Raw genomic sequence first — 17,867 nt, 5'->3', positions numbered from 1 at the left:
ATATCGACTTTAATCTCACACCACTGTTATACAGTTTCACGTATAATTCCACAAATTTCTAAATAAAAAAGGATGCAGCGGATGAGCGCACGTCACTCAAGACTGATTATTTTAGGTTCGGGTCCTGCTGGCTATAGCGCAGCGGTCTATGCAGCGCGTGCAAACTTGAAGCCTACCCTGATTGCAGGCTTACAACTGGGTGGACAACTCACGACAACCACTGAAGTTGACAACTGGCCGGGTGATCCGGAAGGCCTGACCGGCCCTGCCCTGATGGAACGCATGCAAGCCCATGCCGAACGTTTTGGCACCGACATTGTCTATGACCATATCAACGAAGTGGATTTAAGCGTTCGCCCGTTCGTTTTAAAAGGCGACATGGAAGAGTTCACCTGTGATGCCCTCATCATTGCAACCGGTGCAACGGCTCAGTATCTGGGTCTTGAATCCGAAGCTAAATTCATGGGTCAAGGTGTAAGCGCATGTGCAACCTGTGACGGTTTCTTCTATAAAAACCAGAAAGTGATGGTGGTCGGTGGTGGCAACACTGCTGTAGAAGAAGCGCTTTACCTATCGAATATTGCTTCACATGTAACACTGGTTCATCGCCGTGATTCATTGCGTTCTGAAAAAATCCTTCAAGATCATCTTTTTGCTAAAGAAAAAGAAGGCAAAATCAGCATTATCTGGAACCATCAGGTGGAAGAAGTCTTAGGTGATAATAGCGGCGTAACTTCTGTACGCCTACAGTCTACCCAAGATGGCTCTAAACAGGATGTAGACGTTACGGGCTTGTTTGTTGCCATTGGTCACAAACCGAATAGCAGCATGTTTGAAGGTCAACTTAACCTGCGTGACGGTTATATCCAGGTACAAAGCGGTACTGCAGGTAATGCCACTGCTGCCTCTGTAGCGGGTGTATTTGCTGCAGGCGATATTGCCGACAGTATTTACCGCCAGGCGATTACTTCAGCAGGTTCAGGCTGTATGGCTGCACTGGATGCTGAAAAATACCTTGATGCCTTGGGTGAATGATTGAAATAAATCAATTCAACTCAAAAAACCGTCCTCTTGGGGCGGTTTTTTTTTGTATGATAAAAATCTTAAGTGTTTATTGCCAGTTACCCTTTTCGTTCAGGCTGAATCGCATGCATCCATTAGCCCCCTCAGAATTCATTTTTCCCGATCCCATCGAGGCTGATCCCGATGGCGAGGGACTAATCTGCATAGGTGCCGACCTCTCCCCTTCTACGCTTTTTGAAGCCTACACCCATGGCCTGTTTCCGTGGTTTTCTGAAGGTGAACCGATCTGCTGGTGGAGTCCCGAACCACGCTGCATTATCCGCCCGCAGGATTATCATCCCAGTAAATCCTTAATTCGAAATATGAAAAAGTTTGACTATCAAATCACGGTCAATCAGGCCTTTGAACGGGTCATCCGTTCTTGTGCCCTGCCGCGCAGCTATGCAGATGACACCTGGATTTCAGAAGACATTATTGAGGGGTATTGCGGGCTGTTTGAAGCCGGTTATGGCTATAGTATTGAAGTGTGGGATGAAAATAGAGTGGTTGGCGGTTTATATGGCGTGACCATTGGACACGGCTGTTTTGGCGAGTCCATGTTTAGCACGCAAACCGATGTCTCAAAAATGGCGTTTTATACTTTAATGCTGATCGGGCGGGAAAACAATTTGCCTTGGATTGACTGTCAATTGGTCAATGATCATCTTTTAAGCCTGGGTGCCTGTACACTTTCTCGCCAGGCGTATCTTAATTCGTTACAAGATGTTGTAAAACAACCTGCTATTGATTGGAAAAAATATCAGGAGGGTGTATTTTCAAGTAAAACAATAGCGCAAAACGCAAAATTAATTGAATGAAAAATACAAGAGGGATCTTGCCATGAACTCGTATCACCCAAAGTCCCTGCTCAATGATTTACAGTATTACATTACGCCACCGCATAGCTGTAGTTATCTGGAAAATAAATCGGCGCGAATGGTCTTTTTAGATCCTGCCCATCGCATTGATGTGGTCAGCCTGTCTGAACTTTCACGTCTGGGGTTTCGTCGCAGTGGCGATTTTGTGTATCGTCCTGAATGCCACCTGTGCCGTCAATGTTTATCTTGCCGCGTACCTGTTTCCGACTTTCAAATGAACAATGCACAAAAGAAGGCATGGAAACGCAATCAGGATCTGACGGTTAAAATTACCCGCGCCGCCGATGCGACCAACATTCACTATCAACTCTATGAACGCTACATCAATGAACGTCATGCCGATGGCGATATGTTCCCGCCAAGTCTGGATCAATTCGAAAAATTTTTAGTGCATAGCTGTACAGACAGTTTTTTTCTCGAATTCTGGAAAGATGACAAACTGCTGAGTGTTTCCAGCTGCGATCCGCTAGATGACGGAATTTCTGCGGTCTATACCTTCTTTGATCCTGAGGAAAGCCGGCGCTCACTGGGTGTTTTTGCCGTACTTAAACAGATTGAACATGCCAAAGCTTTGGCTTTGCCTTATGTCTATCTCGGCTATTGGGTTCCGCACTCCGATAAAATGAACTACAAATCTCAATATGTGCCATTGGAACTGTTGATTGATGGGCAATGGCGACGTTTAAACCGCTTGCTCAACCAGGAAGAAATTCAGCAATTGGGCAACTCCCTCATGACAACATTACCTTCGGGCTGGAACAACCCCATCATCAAGTAATACCGCCATTCCTATTTAAACAAACTTGCAAAATCATCAGTGCATGCTTTTACCATAATGATGGCATGCTCTTTTGATCCATCCGGATTGGGATAATAATTTTTGCGTAAATCGATTTGATGAAAATCTGCTTTTTCATACAACTTGATTGCAGGAGTATTAGATTCCCGTACTTCCAGAAAAATTTGTACGGGATTATTTTTTAGCATAGCAAGTGATGCATCCAGCAGCTTAAAACCCAGACCTTTGCCCTGCTGAGATGGATCAATCGCCATTAACAGCAAATTTGCTTCATCCAGCACGGGCTGTAAAATACAGAATCCAACCACCTGACCGTCTTGTTCAATCACTGTGCTCTGATAACCCGTTACAGCTTCTTCAAACTGTTTAACAGTCCAGGGATGGCTTTGGACCAATCTTTCAATCTTTGCCACTGCGGATACATCTGCAGCTTGCATCAAACGAATCATCTTCGTTCTTCTTATATAAAATTAACCCTCGCATTATAAAAACTTTGCGATAAAAATCGAGTAAAAAAAAGAGCGATCATTATCGCTCTGTGTGGTTTCCGCTTAAAAGCCTAAATTCGCTTTCCATTTTTCGAGCAAAGCATGAGTGTCCAGATCATTCGGATGGAAACCCGGTTTGAAATACAACAGCATTTCCTTACCCATACCGCTAATCACGCCTTTTGATGGACTATAGGCATAACTATAAATTTCCCGTAGTGAATTAAAGTTAAGCTGTTGATCCTGCTTTAAAAGACGCGCCAGGAAATAACTTTGTACCACAAATAAAGTTGCCATGGCGATCACCAATGAAGAGGTACGCAGTGCATATGACTTCAAGCCTTTACCGAATACTCCCTCAAATACATCATATGCCACGGCCTTATGTTCATTTTCTTCAATCGCATGCCACATCCACATGGTTTTCATGGTTTCATCTGTCATGAGTTCCTGGATATGCGAATTGGTTAAAAGCTGCGATGCAATGGTCGCGGTAAAATGTTCAAGTGCCGTGGTTGCAGTCAGGTCAATCATTTCCTGAGTAATTCCCACAGGTTTAGCTATTTTCGCCATCAATTTACGTGTAGTCTGAATTACTTTATCGGTATAGCCATCTAAGGTATCCACATCATGCCCATATCTTTGTGCTGATGCATTAAAGCCTACATGTTCCTGAGTATGCATGGCTTCTTGACCAATAAAGGCGGAGATTTCTTTTTGTAATTCTATATTGTCTTTTAAGGCAGGATGATGACGTACAGCGCGAACACTGTCGATAAAGAATTTTTCACCAGCGGGAAACAAAGCTGATAATGCTGTCATAAAGTGCGTCAGCCCGGCTGAACCATTCATCCAGTATTCGGGAACTTGTTCAAAATCAAAGTTCATGCGGCGTACGGGGAAACTCGCACCGGCACGATTGTTTATATTGACCTTTGCATTCATGATGCTTTACTCCTATCTAGCAAATACATTGCTAAATTCACTTTTGTTTTTCTTGATTGTTATATTACGTGTTTAAAAACTTGCTATAAGGGCAGATAAGGTCAGGAAAATATCAGTTTAGGACATGAGGAGAAAAAATAATGATAAGTGAAATTATTTTTTCGACGCAAGGGAATAAGCACTGCTTTATTCCGACCCAAGAGAAAAACACAATAAGCGAAATTATTTTTTCGACGCAGGAAAAAAGGCACTGCCTCAAATCACTTCTTTGCTGCAAGAGATAAGGCAAGGCTATACAAGATGAATTTTAAAAAATGAATGAATAAAATAAAAAAAAGCGTCCCAGAAGGACGCTTTTTTTCACACAATTAATACTTATGCAGTTACTTTAGCAACAACACCAGCACCAACTGTACGACCACCTTCACGGATCGCAAAACGTAGACCTGGGTCCATTGCGATTGGGTGGATCAATTCTACTGACATTTCTACGTTGTCACCAGGCATAACCATTTCAACGCCTTCTTTTAACTGGATTGCACCAGTTACGTCAGTTGTACGGAAATAGAACTGTGGACGGTAACCGTTAAGGAATGGAGTGTGACGACCACCTTCTTCTTTAGAAAGTACGTATACTTCTGCATCGAATTTAGTGTGCGGCTTGATTGTACCTGGCTTAGCCAATACTTGACCACGTTGAACGTCTTCACGTTTAGTACCACGTAGAAGAACACCACAGTTCTCGCCTGCACGACCTTCGTCAAGCAATTTACGGAACATTTCAACGCCAGTTACAGTTGTTTTAACTGTGTCTTTGATACCTACGATTTCAACTTCTTCGCCTACTTTCACGATACCTGATTCAACACGGCCAGTTACTACTGTACCACGACCAGAGATTGAGAATACATCTTCGATTGGCATCAAGAATGCTTTGTCGATTGCACGTTCTGGTTCTGGGATGTAAGAGTCAAGTGCTTCAACAAGAGCAAGAACTGAAGATTCGCCGTATTGACCAGCGTCACCGTTAAGTGCAGCCAAAGCTGAACCACGGATAACAGGAGTGTCATCACCAGGGAAGTCATAAGTAGAAAGAAGTTCACGAACTTCCATTTCAACCAGCTCAAGAAGCTCTTCGTCGTCTACAAGGTCACATTTGTTCAGGAACACAAGGATGTAAGGTACACCTACTTGGCGAGACAAAAGGATGTGTTCACGAGTTTGTGGCATAGGACCGTCAGTCGCAGCACATACAAGGATCGCACCGTCCATTTGAGCAGCACCAGTAATCATGTTTTTAACATAATCGGCGTGTCCTGGGCAGTCTACGTGAGCGTAGTGACGAGTTGGAGAATCGTATTCTACGTGTGAAGTATTAATTGTAATACCACGTGCTTTTTCTTCTGGTGCAGAGTCAATTGCTGCGTAATCTTTCGCTTCACCGCCGTAAGTTTTTGCACAGATAGTTGCAATTGCAGCAGTTAAAGTAGTTTTACCATGGTCGACGTGACCAATTGTGCCCACGTTTACGTGTGGTTTGTTACGTTCGAACTTAGCCTTAGCCATGAGATCTTCCTTATTAAAATACTTATGGAGGGTTAGCTCCATAAGTGATTTTGGTTTTTAACTATGAATTAGTTTGGGCTTATAGTAATCGAAAGATTACTCGTCGTCACCTTTTTTACCACCAGTTTGGAATTTAGAAATGATGCCTTCAGCCACGTTACGTGGAGTCTCAGCATATTTAGAGAATTCCATAGAGTAAGTCGCACGACCTTGAGACATAGAACGCATTTGAGTCGCGTAACCAAACATCTCAGCCAATGGAACTTCAGCACGGATTGCTTTAGTACCACCAGGTAAATCGTCCATACCCTGAACCATACCACGACGACGGTTTAAGTCACCCATGATATCGCCCATGTAGTCTTCTGGAGTTTCTACTTCTACTTTCATGATTGGTTCAAGAAGAACAGGATCTGCTTTCATGAAACCGTCACGGAAGGCATAAGAACCTGCCATTTTGAACGATAATTCGTCAGAGTCGACATCGTGGTAAGAACCGTCGAACAATGTAGCTTTAATGCCCACAACTGGGTAACCAGCCAAGACACCATTCTTCATACGTTCTTGAATACCTTTATCAACCGCACCGAAGAATTCTTTAGGTACTACACCACCTACAACTTCTTCAGCGAATTCGTATTCTTTACCAGCGTCAGTATCCATCGGCTCTAAACGTACATATACGTGACCGAATTTACCTTTACCACCAGTTTGACGTACGAACTTACCTTCTTGCTCAACAGTCTTCTTGATTGTTTCTCGGTAAGCTACCATTGGTTTACCAATGTTTGCTTCAACGTTGAATTCACGTTTCATACGGTCAACGATGATGTCAAGGTGAAGCTCACCCATACCAGCAATAATGGTTTGACCAGATTCTTCATCTGTGCGTACACGGAACGATGGATCTTCTTTTGCCAAACGGCCAAGAGCGATAGACATTTTCTCTTGGTCAGCTTTAGTCTTAGGCTCTACAGCTAAAGAAATTACTGGCTCAGGGAATTCCATACGTTCAAGAGTGATGATTGCTTTTTCATCACATAGTGTATCACCAGTAGTAACGTCTTTAAGACCTACACATGCAGCGATATCACCCGCGCGGATTTCATCAACGTCTTGACGTTCGTTAGCGTGCATTTGCACGATACGGCCGATACGTTCACGTTTAGATTTCACTGGGTTATATACCGGGTCGCCTTGTTTAAGCACACCAGAATACACACGTACGAATGTCAAGTTACCTACGAATTTGTCGTTCATGATTTTGAACGCAAGCGCAGAGAACGGAGCATCGTCAGACGCTTCACGAGTTGCTTTAGTCTCGTCTTTGTCGTCAAGGATACCTTCGATCGCTTTAACTTCAGTCGGAGATGGCAAGAATTCAATTACTGCGTCCAACATACGTTGAACACCTTTGTTTTTGAACGCTGTACCGCAAAGCATTGGTTGAATTTCACAAGCCAAAGTTTGAGTACGTAAACCAGCAACGATATCTTCTTTAGAAAGATCACCGTTCTCCAGGTATTTGTCCATCAACTCTTCAGATGCTTCAGCCGCAGCTTCAACCATGTTGGTACGCCATTCTTCGGCAGTATCAAGAAGGTCAGCAGGGATTTCACCGTACTCGAACTTCATACCTTGAGAAGCTTCATCCCAGATGATCGCTTTCATTTCGATCAAGTCAATTACGCCTTGGAAGTTTTCTTCAGCGCCAACAGGGATTACAACTGGTACAGGGTGTGCACCCAGACGAGTTTTCATTTGTTCAACAACACGGAAGAAGTTGGCACCAGTACGGTCCATCTTGTTCACGAATGCTAAACGAGGAACTTGGTATTTGTTCGCTTGACGCCATACAGTTTCAGACTGAGGTTGTACACCACCTACAGCACAGTAAACCATACATGCACCATCAAGAACACGCATAGAACGTTCAACTTCGATTGTGAAGTCAACGTGTCCCGGGGTATCAATTACGTTGATACGGTGTTCAGGGAACTGCTTAGACATACCTGACCAGAATGTAGTAGTCGCAGCTGAAGTGATGGTAATACCACGTTCCTGCTCTTGTTCCATCCAGTCCATTGTTGCTGCACCATCATGTACTTCACCAATTTTGTGAGATACACCTGTGTAGAACAAGATACGTTCTGTAGTTGTGGTTTTACCCGCATCAATGTGCGCAGAAATACCAATATTACGATAACGAGAAATTGGGGTTTGACGAGCCATGATTTCTTGCATTCCTAAATTTGTTGTTTAAAACAGGACGCTTTAAGCCGCTTGGCAGCTTAAAGCGATTCGATGACAAAGCAGTGAAAACTGGCTCATCACCCTCCTGAATAGGGGCTGTTTTAACCGCTTAGAAGCGATAGTGAGAGAAGGCTTTGTTGGCTTCAGCCATACGGTGCACATCTTCACGTTTTTTGACTGCAGCGCCTTTACCTTCAGATGCATCAAGCAACTCGCCAGCAAGACGTAAAGCCATAGTTTTTTCAGAACGCTTAGCAGCAGCATCTACCAACCAACGCATAGCTAGGGCAGTACGACGGGATGGGCGTACTTCCATAGGCACTTGATAAGTAGCACCACCAACACGGCGTGCTTTTACTTCGACCATAGGGCGAACTTTTTCAAGAGTAGTCTCGAAAAATTCTACTGGGTCTACTTTAGATTTTTCTTGAACGCGGTCTAAAGCACCGTAAACGATACTTTCAGCAATAGATTTTTTACCATCTTGCATTACGTGGTTCATGAATTTAGCGATTGTTTGGCTGCCGAACTTAGGATCCGGAAGGATTTCACGGGCAGCGACTACGCGACGTCTTGGCATTTTAATACACCTATAAATATGACACTTCAGGTTTATCCAGCATGAGTACAAAGTGTCATGTACATTCGCTGGCCTTACTACACGTCGCTTGAATTTCACAAATTTAAATGCAGAAATCAGACAAGCGAGACGATAAAGGATTGCGGTTCTACGTTCTTAAAAAGCTAATCTAAAAAGATTATTTCTTAGGACGTTTAGTACCGTATTTAGAACGAGACTGGTTACGATCTTTAACACCAGCGCAGTCTAAAGAACCACGAACGGTATGGTAACGTACACCTGGTAAGTCTTTAACACGACCACCACGGATAAGCACAACGCTGTGCTCTTGCAGGTTATGGCCTTCACCACCGATGTAGCTTGATACTTCAAAACCAGAAGTTAAGCGAACACGGCAAACTTTACGCATTGCTGAGTTAGGTTTTTTAGGTGTAGTTGTGTAAACACGTGTACAAACACCACGACGTTGTGGACAAGCCTTCAACGCAGGAACTTTTGATTTTTCAATCAAAGTCGTACGACCCTTACGGATCAACTGATTTGTTGTTGCCATTTGGCAATTCTCCCGTTAATAAAAAGCCTCAAAAAAATACCACTTTTTGAGGGCACACAATTGTAAGCGAAGATAGAAAAATGGTCAATATTCGAGGCCATGTCAAATATTGACCACTTCCTTATATATAGGTCAGTAGATGCGTTTTTTAAAGACTCTAGGCCAGGCTTTTACACCTTCTATTTTGTAACTTTTTTCTTGGTTGGTTTAGGTGCTTCATTTTGTTCAGGTTGGGAAGCGGCAAGCTGTTCACTGCCCGCGTCAATTTCTTGAACATCTGCCTGAGCATAGTCACCTATTTCCGGTTCATCTAGCGTGATGGCCGGTTTTTGCGGCTCAACCTGGGCATGCGGTTCGACCATGTGTTCAGCCAAATATTCTAATCCCTGTTCTACCCGCTCACTTTTACGCTCGTCATCCGCGATGGCATCCTCGGCTTTCTTTTTAATGGTCACTTTGGCAATAGGACCATGCCCTTCCACTGCAATGTCCTGATCCAGTTTAAGCTCGCCGGAATTCAGCTCGTCTTTAGTAAAGGGGTTTAGCAATCTTGGCGCTGCCTGTGCCAACAGCTCCAGGGATTTTTCATAAGCCGCAATAGGAGACAATTCCGCTCCTTGATGCTGCTGCAAATAGCTTCTGGCATGGGAAAAGATTTGCTGGGCTTTCTGATTGACATCTTCCACCAGTTTCCAACTATAGGCTGCACCTATACCTGCTCCGGCAACCGGCGTTAATTTACTGATCAAAGAAACTTTTGGAAGATGATTCAACCAGTTCCATTTCATTTCGCCATTTTCATTGACCAGCCATTTTTTTAGCGGCTCACTGTCATTGCTGGAACCCAGCATGTTTTGCAATTGTGCGGTGTCATTGGTTTGCAGCATATTGGACACGATTTTGAGTGCCATCAATACACTCTGCTTTTCAGCAATCTGCCCCAGGTCGATTTGTTTAAATACAAACTGGACAATATCCTGTTCGGTGTCTTTATTCAGTTCAAAGCCATAAGCACGCCCGACCTGATAAATCATGCGCAAGGACATCAGCAGCGACAAAGGCACGTCAATCGCCGAACCGACTACGCCTGTGGCACCCGTAACTGCACCCTGTATAGAAGCAAGCCATTTGTTTTGTTCTGCCAATGCCTGACTCAGCCGTTTGGAACGGTCGACATCTTGAGTCAGTTCCTGTAAATCTTTTGCTCCCGCCTGATCCAGCACAGTATCTACAGAACTCAGATTTGAAGTGAACTGATTTAAATGGTCAAAAAAATAGTCCGAAACCTTGTCTGAAAAATCTGGCGAAACAAAATTCGCCACACGATTGACCTTGCTGTACTGACGACCCAGCAATTGCCTTGAGACATTGGGTAAATACTCACGTATCACTTGTTGAGGATTATCATATTTTCTGGATTCAAATACGCTTTGAGAACGGGCACTTCCCTCAATGACATGGCCATTGCTCAAGCCTCCTGAGGCCTTGCCTGCATGCTCGGCAGCTGCATGACTCAGTACATTCATTCCTGTTGCACTGATCTTTTTAGCCACTCCCAAAGCATTCGAGAAGAATCCACCTGAATGTTTATTATTGGTATTTGCCATTCTTTTACCCTCATCTTCTATTCTTACAATTATTGATAAATACTAGGTGTAGTCTAAGTTTATCTCAATACGAATGTGTATCTTTTAGTTAATTATTCCGCGTAAACATTACAGATACATACTGCCGAAATAGGCATAATATTTGCCATAAGAATTCAAAAACCTTTCTGCTATCATGAATGCAACCGAAAGACATGAGTAATGCGCTGGATTAAGGTTTTTACTTTTCTTCCTGAATCAGCTGCCTTTACTCAAAATATCACCATATAAGGGATCTGTAGATGAAGCGTGTTGTAATCACTGGTATGGGTATCAACTCATGCATTGGTAATTCTTTAGAAGATGTCACTCATTCTTTACAAAACGGGATTTCTGGAACACGTTTTAACCCGACTTATGCAGAATTAAACTTTAAGAGCCATGTCAGTGCAGCTGCTGATCAAGATTTTGACCATATTGACCGCAAATTGAAACGCTTCATGGGCGTATGTGCCATGTATGCCTACAACTCGGCGCTTGCTGCAGTAGAACATGCAGGTTTAAGCGTTGAAGATTTGGCCGGCAACCCGCGTTACGGGATTTCTGGCGGCTCAGGTGGCGGTTCAACTGCTTCCGTGATTGAAATGAACGAATTATTGCACACCAAAGGTGCGCGTAAAGTCGGTCCTTTCTTTGTTCCACGTAACATGACCAACACCATTACCGCAAACGTAGGTGTGGCATTCAAATTACAGGGTGTGGCGCATACAATTACCAGCGCATGTGCAACTTCTGCCGATGCCATTGGTTATGCTTATAACCTGATTCAGTTGGGCAAACAGGATTTAATGCTTGCCGGTGGTGGTGAAGAAGATCACTGGTCTCAAAGCTTGCTGTTTGATGCCATGGGTGCACTTTGCTCTAAATACAATGACACACCAGAAACAGCGTCTCGCCCATATTCAGCTGACCGTGACGGTTTTGTGATTGCCGGTGGTGGCGGTTTTGTGGTGCTTGAGTCACTGGAACATGCACAAGCTCGCGGTGCGAAAATTTTAGCTGAAGTGGTGGGTTATGCTGCCAACTCTGATGGTGCAGACATGGTGGCTCCAAGCGGTGAAGGCGCAACACGCTGTATCCTGATGGCCCTTGAAGAAGCGAAACAGCATGGCGTGGACAAGATTGACTATGTGAACACGCATGGTACGTCAACGCCAGCAGGCGACGTGACTGAACTGAAAGCGATGGAACGCGCATTCGGTGAAGGTCAGGTTCCGCCTATCAGCTCAACCAAGTCTATGACCGGTCACAGCCTGGGTGCTGCGGGTGTGCATGAAGCCATTTACTCTGTCTTGATGATGCAAAACGACTTTATTGCACCAAACATCAACGTGACTGAACTGGATGAAGGTGCAAAACCGTTTGATATCGTACTTGAAAAACGTGACGCAAAATTGAATACTGTAATGAGTAACAGTTTTGGTTTTGGCGGTGTAAATGCCTGTCTTGTTTTCAAAAAATGGGAAGGCTAAGCTAAGAAGTGTTGATCATTCAGCCATGGATGATCAACTTCTGCCACACTGCCCTTAAAAGGGTGAATGGATGGATGCTCCTTCTGATGCTTTCTTGTGGGTAAAAGCATTACATATTATTGCAGTTGTTTGCTGGTTTGCGGCATTGTTCTACCTGCCACGTTTGTACGTTTATCATGCCATGAGTGAAGATGTGTTGAGTCACCAGCGTTTTGAAGTCATGGAACGTAAGCTGTACCGCGGCATCATGTGGCCCTCAATGGTTGCAACACTCATCACCGCGCACTTTCTGGTCGATTGGGGTGATGCAACGCGTCATTACCATGATGCACTGTGGTTTTACCTGAAAGTCGGACTGGTCGGATTATTGGTGATTTACCACTTTGTTTGTGGTTATTACCGTAAAAAACTGATCGGCAATGCGCATTACAAATCACACAAGTTCTGGCGCTTCTTTAATGAAATGCCAACGCTGATTTTATTTGCCGTAGTCATTCTAGTAGTGGTGAAACCCATCTTCTAAGCATCAAAAAAGCCCTCAATCGAGGGCTTTTTTACATCTGACAAAAACTTAGTTCAACATCTCCTGATTGCGTTTCATCAGCATCTCCTCATGACGTTTACGCATCCGCGGTTTATACAGGAGCTGATAGGTCACGGCCAAAATAATCAGCCAAAGCGGACTGATCATCAGGGCACGCAAGGTATCGGCTTCCAGACTTAAAATAATCAAAGTAAAGAATAAAAACACCAGTACCACATACGACATCCATATTCCGCCCGGCATTTTAAAAGTGGACTTGGCATGCAGCTCTGGACGCAGTCTACGGTAACGGATATAGCACACCATGATGATGCTCCAGATACTGATAAACAAAATCACGCACAGCGAGCTTGCTAAGGTAAAGGCTTCAACCGTATTCGGTACAAAGTATTGTAATGCTGCACCCGCCATAATAAAGGCACAAGAGAACAATAAACCTTTGGCAGGCACGGCACGCTTGGACAATTGCGCCAGGTTTTGCGGAGCCTGCCCTTCCCGCGCCAAGCCAAACAGCATGCGCGATGTTGAAAACACACCGCTGTTCATGGAGGACATGACCGATGACAGCACCACCAGGTTCATGATAATCGCTGCTGCACCAATGCCTGCATGCATGAACAGCGACACAAAGGGACTTTGATCCGCAGGAATCTGGTTCCACGGGGTCACCGACATCACAATGAACAGCGACAGCACATAAAACAGAATAATCCGGGTCGGAATGGCATTCACTGCCTTTGGCAAGTTCTTTTCAGGGTCTTGGGTTTCTGCCGCCATGGTTCCGATCAGTTCCACACCTACAAAAGCAAACAAGGCTATCTGGAACCCGGCCAGGAAACCGCTGCCACCTTGCGGGAACATGCCACCATGCGACCAGACATTGCTAAAGCTGGCCAGCGAGCCACCCGGTGCATGAAAATGGTTAAACACCATAAATCCGCCAATACCAATCAGCCCCAAAATGGCCAAAATCTTGATAAGTGCAAACCAGAATTCGATCTCGCCAAACAGACGTACGGCGAGCATATTAATGCCGAGCACCAGCAACACGCAGGCCACGCTGATCATGGCCTGTCCTGATGGGGTAAAGGCCATACCTTCAGGCAGCCAAAAGCCAAGATAGTTGATGATGGCAGCCAGGTCTGCAATACCGACCAGCACCCAGCCCAGCCAGTATGACCAGCCAATATAGTAGCCTGTACCCGGACCAATCAGGTCATGCGCCATGTCGATAAAGGATTTGTAGTGCAGGTTAGAGAGTAAAATTTCACCCAATGCGCGCATCAGGAAAAAGAACATGGTACCAATGATCATATAGATCAATAAAATTGAAGGGCCAGCCAGGGAGATGGTTTTGCCGGAGCCCATAAATAGGCCTGTCCCAATCGCGCCACCAATGGCAATCAGTTGCAGGTGACGGTTGGACAGTTTTCGTTGTAGTTCATGCGATGATGCCTGGGCATCGTCTGCTCGTGGTGTAGTGGTCATAACTGAACATCCTTTTAACATACGATTGCGTGTAAACCATGTGCTTTACATTGCCAGTCATCCCAACCAGCGACATTTACACGCCAGGCAGCACATCGGTCGCAACCGCTTTGCTGCCCTGCGGGAGATTTTTAGGTCAAGGCTGTGCCGCCGTTACAGCAATTTCAATCAGCCAGTCCGGATTGACCAGTTCTGCCTGAATGGTGGCACGCGAAGGTGGAGTACAACCTTTCATCCAGTCAATCCAAATGGCATTGACGGTTGAAAAGTCAGCGAGATTTTTTATATAAAGCTGTGCGGACAGCAGTCGGGATTTATCGGTTCCGGCCAAAGCCAGCAGTTCATCAATGGTGGCCAAAATTTCACGGGTCTGACCTGCGACATCATTCCCGGTGTTTTTCGGTACCTGTCCGGAAAGATAAACCACCTGATTAAACACCGTCACGGCGCTCATGACGGCGTTGCTATTAAACTTTTCAATATCGCTATGGGACATCTACATTTCCTTGTATCAATGACTTGAATGAATAATCTGATTTTTTAAAACTTAATCTTGAATAAAATTGACGCGTGCAGTGACTGCACACATCAGCTCATAGCCAATGGTGCCTGAACCTGCCGCCACTTCATCAATACTGAGCACAGTGCCGTGTTTCGATGTACCCCACAGCACCACTTCACTGCCGACTTGGGCACTTGGGAGATGAGATAAATCGACCGCCAGCATGTCCATGCTGATACGACCGACCAAACTGCTGCGTTGACCATCGACTAAAATAGGCGTACCTGTTGCGGTAATACGCTGATAACCATCGGCATAACCGCAAGCCACAATACCAATATGCATCTCGCGTTCAGCAACAAATCTGGAGCCATAACCGACACTATCCCCCGCTTTGAGCCTTTGAACCGCAATAATTTCACTACGCAGGCTCATCGCAGGTTGCAGGTTCCAGTCTTGAATAGAATGGCTTGGATAATCTGGAGAACTGCCGTAAAGCATGATGCCGCTACGGATTACATCCGACTGCAACTGCGGATGGCGTAAGATGGCTGCACTGTTGCTGACTGAACGCGCACCCGGTAAATCATGGGTGATTGCCTCAAACAACTGGCATTGATGCTCAATGCCGTCACGGCCTAAGCGTTCACCATCGGCATCCGAAAAGTGCATCATATGGGTCAAACGTTGAACTTGAGGCAAGTTTGAAAGCTGCTGCCACACTTGACGATACTGTTCAGGGCGGAAACCTAAACGGTTCATGCCGCTATTCATTTTCAGGTAAACATCAAACTGGGCGGGTCTGGGGAATCGGGCTAACCACTCAATCTGATATTGGCTATGAATGGTGAAACTCAAATTCAGCTCATCACAGTCAAACAGGTCTTGCTCGGAAAAGATGCCTTCCAGCAACAAGACGGGACCTTTCCAGCCCAGGGCACGAATGCGTTTCGCCTCTGCCAAATCGAGCAGTGCAAAACCATCGGCAGATTTGAAAGCTTGATAGACGCGCTCAATGCCATGACCATAGGCATTGGCTTTGACCACCGCAAAGACCTGGCTATTCGGCATTTTTTGACGTGCAATAGAGAGATTGTGCTGCAGTGACTGATGATGAATCACTGCAGTAATCGGACGAGGCATGTTGTTCTTCCTTGAATCAATCTGACCTAAAACAGATTAGGCTGCTGAAGGGTAACGTTGGATCGATAGACCTTCGGTACTGATGTCCGGTTGATGGTTCATGACCAGGTCACTGATGAGCTTGCCTGAGCCGCAGGCCATGGTCCATCCTAGCGTGCCGTGACCGGTGTTAAGGAACAGGTTTTTAAAACGGGTTGCACCAATAATCGGAGTGGAGTCCGGTGTCATTGGACGCAAGCCGGTCCAGAAGGTCGCTTCTGCCAGGTTTCCACCCGGGAACAAATCCTTGGTGACCATTTCCAGCGTGGCACGGCGGTCCTGGTTCAGGCCATGGTTAAATCCACTCAGTTCAGCCATGCCACCCACCCGGATACGCTTATCAAAACGGGTAATGGCAATCTTGTAAGTCTCATCCAGCACCGTAGACTGCGGTGCAAATGCAGGATCAACAATTGGAATGGTGAGTGAATAGCCTTTCACTGGATAAACCGGCAGGTTCAGATGCAATGGTTTTAAAAAGTCACGTGAATAACTGCCAAACGCCAGCACATAACGGTCTGCAGTAAGGACTTGTCCATTTACCACCACGCCCTTGATGTCATCACCTTCAAGCACCAGTTTTTCAACGTTTTGATTGAACTTAAACTCTACACCTAGCTCTTTGGCCAAGTTTGCAAGCGCATTGGTAAACAGGTAGCAGTCGCCAGTTTCATCATTCGGTAAATGCAGGCCACCGACCAGCTTATCTTTGGCAAATTCCAAAGCAGGTTCCACTTTGGCCAGATCATCTTTGAGCAAAAGTTCATGATCCACGCCACATTCTTTTAGCACCTGAATGTCACGTTGCACCATGTCCAGTTGCGCTTCATTACGAAAAACTTGCAAGGTGCCTTTAGAACGGTTTTCATAGTGAATGCCGGTTTCTTTACGCAGCTCTCTGAGACAGTCACGGCTATACTCTGCCACCCGGGTCATGCGCTCTTTATTAATAGCATAGCTGTGCGGATTGCAGTTCTTGAGCATCTGCGCCATCCACTGTAATTGCCACATGCTGCCATCCATATTGATGGCAAGCGGTGCATGATGCTGAAACATCCACTTGACTGCTTTAAATGGAATACCTGGAGCTGCCCACGGCGTTGAATAACCCGGCGAAACCTGACCTGCATTGGCAAAACTGGTTTCTTCAGCAGGACCAGACTGACGGTCCAAGACAGTAACGGTTGCTCCCTGTTGTGCGAGGTAATACGCACTGGCAACCCCGATGACACCACTACCCAAGACAATTACACGCATTGCTTATCCCTAACGCATACTAGTTTATTTCACTAGTATATTTTTTGATTGATAGTTTTTTTCACTGTTTTAAGCACTATAATCTAGGTAATTTGATAGTTTTGTCGCGAAAAAATTCTAAAAAAAGGAAAATCATAATGCGCAAATTAGACCGTATAGATCAGCAGATTCTGGATATTTTGCAGCGCGATGGACGGATTGCGATTAGTGAATTGGCATCTCGGGTCAACCTGTCTACCACCCCCTGTTCGGAGCGGGTCAAACGTCTGGAACGCGATGGCATCATCATGGGCTATTATGCGCGGCTGAATCCGCAACTGGTCGATCGCAACCTGTTGGTGTTTTTAGAAATCAAACTGTCGGCAAAATCGGGCGATGTGTTCGATCAGGTGGCACGTGATTTGGTGGAAATTCCTGAAGTTCTGGAATGTCACCTGATTTCAGGCGAATTTGATTATCTGGTGAAAGCGCGCTTAAAGGAAATGAGTGCCTATCGACGTCTGCTCGGCGACTTACTTAAAAAACTTCCCTCCTCCGCTTCCTCACACAGTTACATTGTCATGGAAGAAGTGAAGGAAAGTTTTTATCTGGATCTGCGTTAATAGTCCCCAAAGCTTGATTCAGGGTAAATACCGAGGAAGTTGCGTACTCA

General features: G+C 45.2%; 17 protein-coding genes. 6 read left to right on the top strand and 11 right to left on the bottom strand.

All coding sequences use genetic code 11. The annotated features are described in order from the left end of the window. Positions 1 to 81 precede the first annotated feature (81 nt). The 3 genes from trxB to ACPUEY_RS00465 all read left to right on the top strand — a co-directional run bounded on the left by trxB (position 82) and on the right by ACPUEY_RS00465 (position 2,718). A complete protein-coding gene (gene trxB / locus ACPUEY_RS00475) occupies positions 82 to 1,035 on the top strand; it encodes a thioredoxin-disulfide reductase (protein ID WP_092819849.1) in 954 nt (317 codons plus the stop codon). Between the two features lie 113 nt (positions 1,036 to 1,148). Further along, positions 1,149 to 1,880 carry a leucyl/phenylalanyl-tRNA--protein transferase gene (gene aat / locus ACPUEY_RS00470; protein WP_261183173.1) on the top strand — a complete coding sequence of 244 codons (732 nt, stop codon included), beginning with the start codon at positions 1,149 to 1,151 and terminating at the stop codon, positions 1,878 to 1,880. Positions 1,881 to 1,902: 22 nt separating this feature from the next. Then, on the top strand, positions 1,903 to 2,718 hold the full coding sequence (locus ACPUEY_RS00465; protein WP_092819851.1) for an arginyltransferase: 816 nt from the start codon (positions 1,903 to 1,905) through the stop codon (positions 2,716 to 2,718). An 11-nt stretch (positions 2,719 to 2,729) separates the two neighbouring features. On the opposite strand, the gene rimI is transcribed toward ACPUEY_RS00465, so the two are convergent. From rimI to ACPUEY_RS00430, 7 genes are all read right to left on the bottom strand, one after another. After that, positions 2,730 to 3,188, bottom strand: coding sequence for a ribosomal protein S18-alanine N-acetyltransferase (gene rimI, locus ACPUEY_RS00460; RefSeq protein WP_131274162.1), 459 nt, complete (start codon positions 3,186 to 3,188; stop codon positions 2,730 to 2,732). A 102-nt stretch (positions 3,189 to 3,290) separates the two neighbouring features. Beyond that, positions 3,291 to 4,172 (bottom strand): metal-dependent hydrolase, encoded by an 882-nt coding sequence (locus tag ACPUEY_RS00455; RefSeq protein ID WP_131274163.1) that lies wholly within the window; start codon positions 4,170 to 4,172, stop codon positions 3,291 to 3,293. Positions 4,173 to 4,547: 375 nt separating this feature from the next. Then, the gene (gene tuf, locus ACPUEY_RS00450) at positions 4,548 to 5,738 is read right to left on the bottom strand and encodes an elongation factor Tu (RefSeq protein WP_131273151.1); all 1,191 of its coding nucleotides are present in this window, start codon (positions 5,736 to 5,738) and stop codon (positions 4,548 to 4,550) included. 96 nt (positions 5,739 to 5,834) lie between these two features. Beyond that, positions 5,835 to 7,970, bottom strand: coding sequence for an elongation factor G (fusA, locus tag ACPUEY_RS00445; RefSeq protein WP_092820357.1), 2,136 nt, complete (start codon positions 7,968 to 7,970; stop codon positions 5,835 to 5,837). Positions 7,971 to 8,100: 130 nt separating this feature from the next. Continuing rightward, complete coding sequence (rpsG, locus tag ACPUEY_RS00440; protein ID WP_092820358.1) at positions 8,101 to 8,571, bottom strand: 30S ribosomal protein S7; 471 nt, start codon at positions 8,569 to 8,571, stop codon at positions 8,101 to 8,103. 178 nt (positions 8,572 to 8,749) lie between these two features. Continuing rightward, on the bottom strand, positions 8,750 to 9,124 hold the full coding sequence (rpsL, locus tag ACPUEY_RS00435) for a 30S ribosomal protein S12 (protein WP_004648013.1): 375 nt from the start codon (positions 9,122 to 9,124) through the stop codon (positions 8,750 to 8,752). A 179-nt stretch (positions 9,125 to 9,303) separates the two neighbouring features. Further along, positions 9,304 to 10,731 carry an EcsC family protein gene (locus ACPUEY_RS00430; RefSeq protein WP_425120743.1) on the bottom strand — a complete coding sequence of 476 codons (1,428 nt, stop codon included), beginning with the start codon at positions 10,729 to 10,731 and terminating at the stop codon, positions 9,304 to 9,306. Between the two features lie 281 nt (positions 10,732 to 11,012). On the opposite strand from ACPUEY_RS00430, the gene ACPUEY_RS00425 reads away from it, so the two are divergent. After that, on the top strand, positions 11,013 to 12,242 hold the full coding sequence (locus ACPUEY_RS00425) for a beta-ketoacyl-ACP synthase II (RefSeq protein WP_092820360.1): 1,230 nt from the start codon (positions 11,013 to 11,015) through the stop codon (positions 12,240 to 12,242). A 70-nt stretch (positions 12,243 to 12,312) separates the two neighbouring features. Then, a complete protein-coding gene (locus ACPUEY_RS00420) occupies positions 12,313 to 12,765 on the top strand; it encodes a CopD family protein (protein ID WP_092820361.1) in 453 nt (150 codons plus the stop codon). Positions 12,766 to 12,813: 48 nt separating this feature from the next. Here the strand turns inward: ACPUEY_RS00420 and ACPUEY_RS00415 are convergent, their stop codons facing one another. From ACPUEY_RS00415 to ACPUEY_RS00400, 4 genes are all read right to left on the bottom strand, one after another. Continuing rightward, positions 12,814 to 14,274 carry an amino acid permease gene (locus tag ACPUEY_RS00415; RefSeq protein WP_425120741.1) on the bottom strand — a complete coding sequence of 487 codons (1,461 nt, stop codon included), beginning with the start codon at positions 14,272 to 14,274 and terminating at the stop codon, positions 12,814 to 12,816. 136 nt (positions 14,275 to 14,410) lie between these two features. After that, a complete protein-coding gene (locus tag ACPUEY_RS00410) occupies positions 14,411 to 14,770 on the bottom strand; it encodes a RidA family protein (protein ID WP_425120740.1) in 360 nt (119 codons plus the stop codon). 51 nt (positions 14,771 to 14,821) lie between these two features. After that, positions 14,822 to 15,919: an alanine racemase gene (gene alr / locus ACPUEY_RS00405; protein WP_425120739.1), complete on the bottom strand. Its 1,098-nt coding sequence runs from the start codon at positions 15,917 to 15,919 to the stop codon at positions 14,822 to 14,824. Between the two features lie 36 nt (positions 15,920 to 15,955). Further along, positions 15,956 to 17,215 (bottom strand): D-amino acid dehydrogenase, encoded by a 1,260-nt coding sequence (locus tag ACPUEY_RS00400; RefSeq protein WP_425120738.1) that lies wholly within the window; start codon positions 17,213 to 17,215, stop codon positions 15,956 to 15,958. Between the two features lie 137 nt (positions 17,216 to 17,352). On the opposite strand from ACPUEY_RS00400, the gene ACPUEY_RS00395 reads away from it, so the two are divergent. Next, positions 17,353 to 17,817 carry an Lrp/AsnC ligand binding domain-containing protein gene (locus ACPUEY_RS00395; protein WP_086197651.1) on the top strand — a complete coding sequence of 155 codons (465 nt, stop codon included), beginning with the start codon at positions 17,353 to 17,355 and terminating at the stop codon, positions 17,815 to 17,817. The last annotated feature ends 50 nt before the right edge of the window (positions 17,818 to 17,867 follow it).

Origin of the sequence: Acinetobacter sp. G11 (assembly GCF_049808495.1) — a bacterium.
GTDB lineage: Bacteria > Pseudomonadota > Gammaproteobacteria > Pseudomonadales > Moraxellaceae > Acinetobacter > Acinetobacter kookii.
The sequence above is the reverse complement of the archived record's forward strand: the minus strand, read 5'-3'. Positions and strand labels throughout refer to the sequence as shown.

Coding starts and splice junctions, on each gene's coding strand:
- trxB (WP_092819849.1), top strand. CDS start 82: ATGAGCGCACGTCACTCAAGACTGATTATTTTAGGTTCGGGTCCTGCT.
- aat (WP_261183173.1), top strand. CDS start 1,149: ATGCATCCATTAGCCCCCTCAGAATTCATTTTTCCCGATCCCATCGAG.
- ACPUEY_RS00465 (WP_092819851.1), top strand. CDS start 1,903: ATGAACTCGTATCACCCAAAGTCCCTGCTCAATGATTTACAGTATTAC.
- rimI (WP_131274162.1), bottom strand. CDS start 3,188: ATGATTCGTTTGATGCAAGCTGCAGATGTATCCGCAGTGGCAAAGATT.
- ACPUEY_RS00455 (WP_131274163.1), bottom strand. CDS start 4,172: ATGAATGCAAAGGTCAATATAAACAATCGTGCCGGTGCGAGTTTCCCC.
- tuf (WP_131273151.1), bottom strand. CDS start 5,738: ATGGCTAAGGCTAAGTTCGAACGTAACAAACCACACGTAAACGTGGGC.
- fusA (WP_092820357.1), bottom strand. CDS start 7,970: ATGGCTCGTCAAACCCCAATTTCTCGTTATCGTAATATTGGTATTTCT.
- rpsG (WP_092820358.1), bottom strand. CDS start 8,571: ATGCCAAGACGTCGCGTAGTCGCTGCCCGTGAAATCCTTCCGGATCCT.
- rpsL (WP_004648013.1), bottom strand. CDS start 9,124: ATGGCAACAACAAATCAGTTGATCCGTAAGGGTCGTACGACTTTGATT.
- ACPUEY_RS00430 (WP_425120743.1), bottom strand. CDS start 10,731: ATGGCAAATACCAATAATAAACATTCAGGTGGATTCTTCTCGAATGCT.
- ACPUEY_RS00425 (WP_092820360.1), top strand. CDS start 11,013: ATGAAGCGTGTTGTAATCACTGGTATGGGTATCAACTCATGCATTGGT.
- ACPUEY_RS00420 (WP_092820361.1), top strand. CDS start 12,313: ATGGATGCTCCTTCTGATGCTTTCTTGTGGGTAAAAGCATTACATATT.
- ACPUEY_RS00415 (WP_425120741.1), bottom strand. CDS start 14,274: ATGACCACTACACCACGAGCAGACGATGCCCAGGCATCATCGCATGAA.
- ACPUEY_RS00410 (WP_425120740.1), bottom strand. CDS start 14,770: ATGTCCCATAGCGATATTGAAAAGTTTAATAGCAACGCCGTCATGAGC.
- alr (WP_425120739.1), bottom strand. CDS start 15,919: ATGCCTCGTCCGATTACTGCAGTGATTCATCATCAGTCACTGCAGCAC.
- ACPUEY_RS00400 (WP_425120738.1), bottom strand. CDS start 17,215: ATGCGTGTAATTGTCTTGGGTAGTGGTGTCATCGGGGTTGCCAGTGCG.
- ACPUEY_RS00395 (WP_086197651.1), top strand. CDS start 17,353: ATGCGCAAATTAGACCGTATAGATCAGCAGATTCTGGATATTTTGCAG.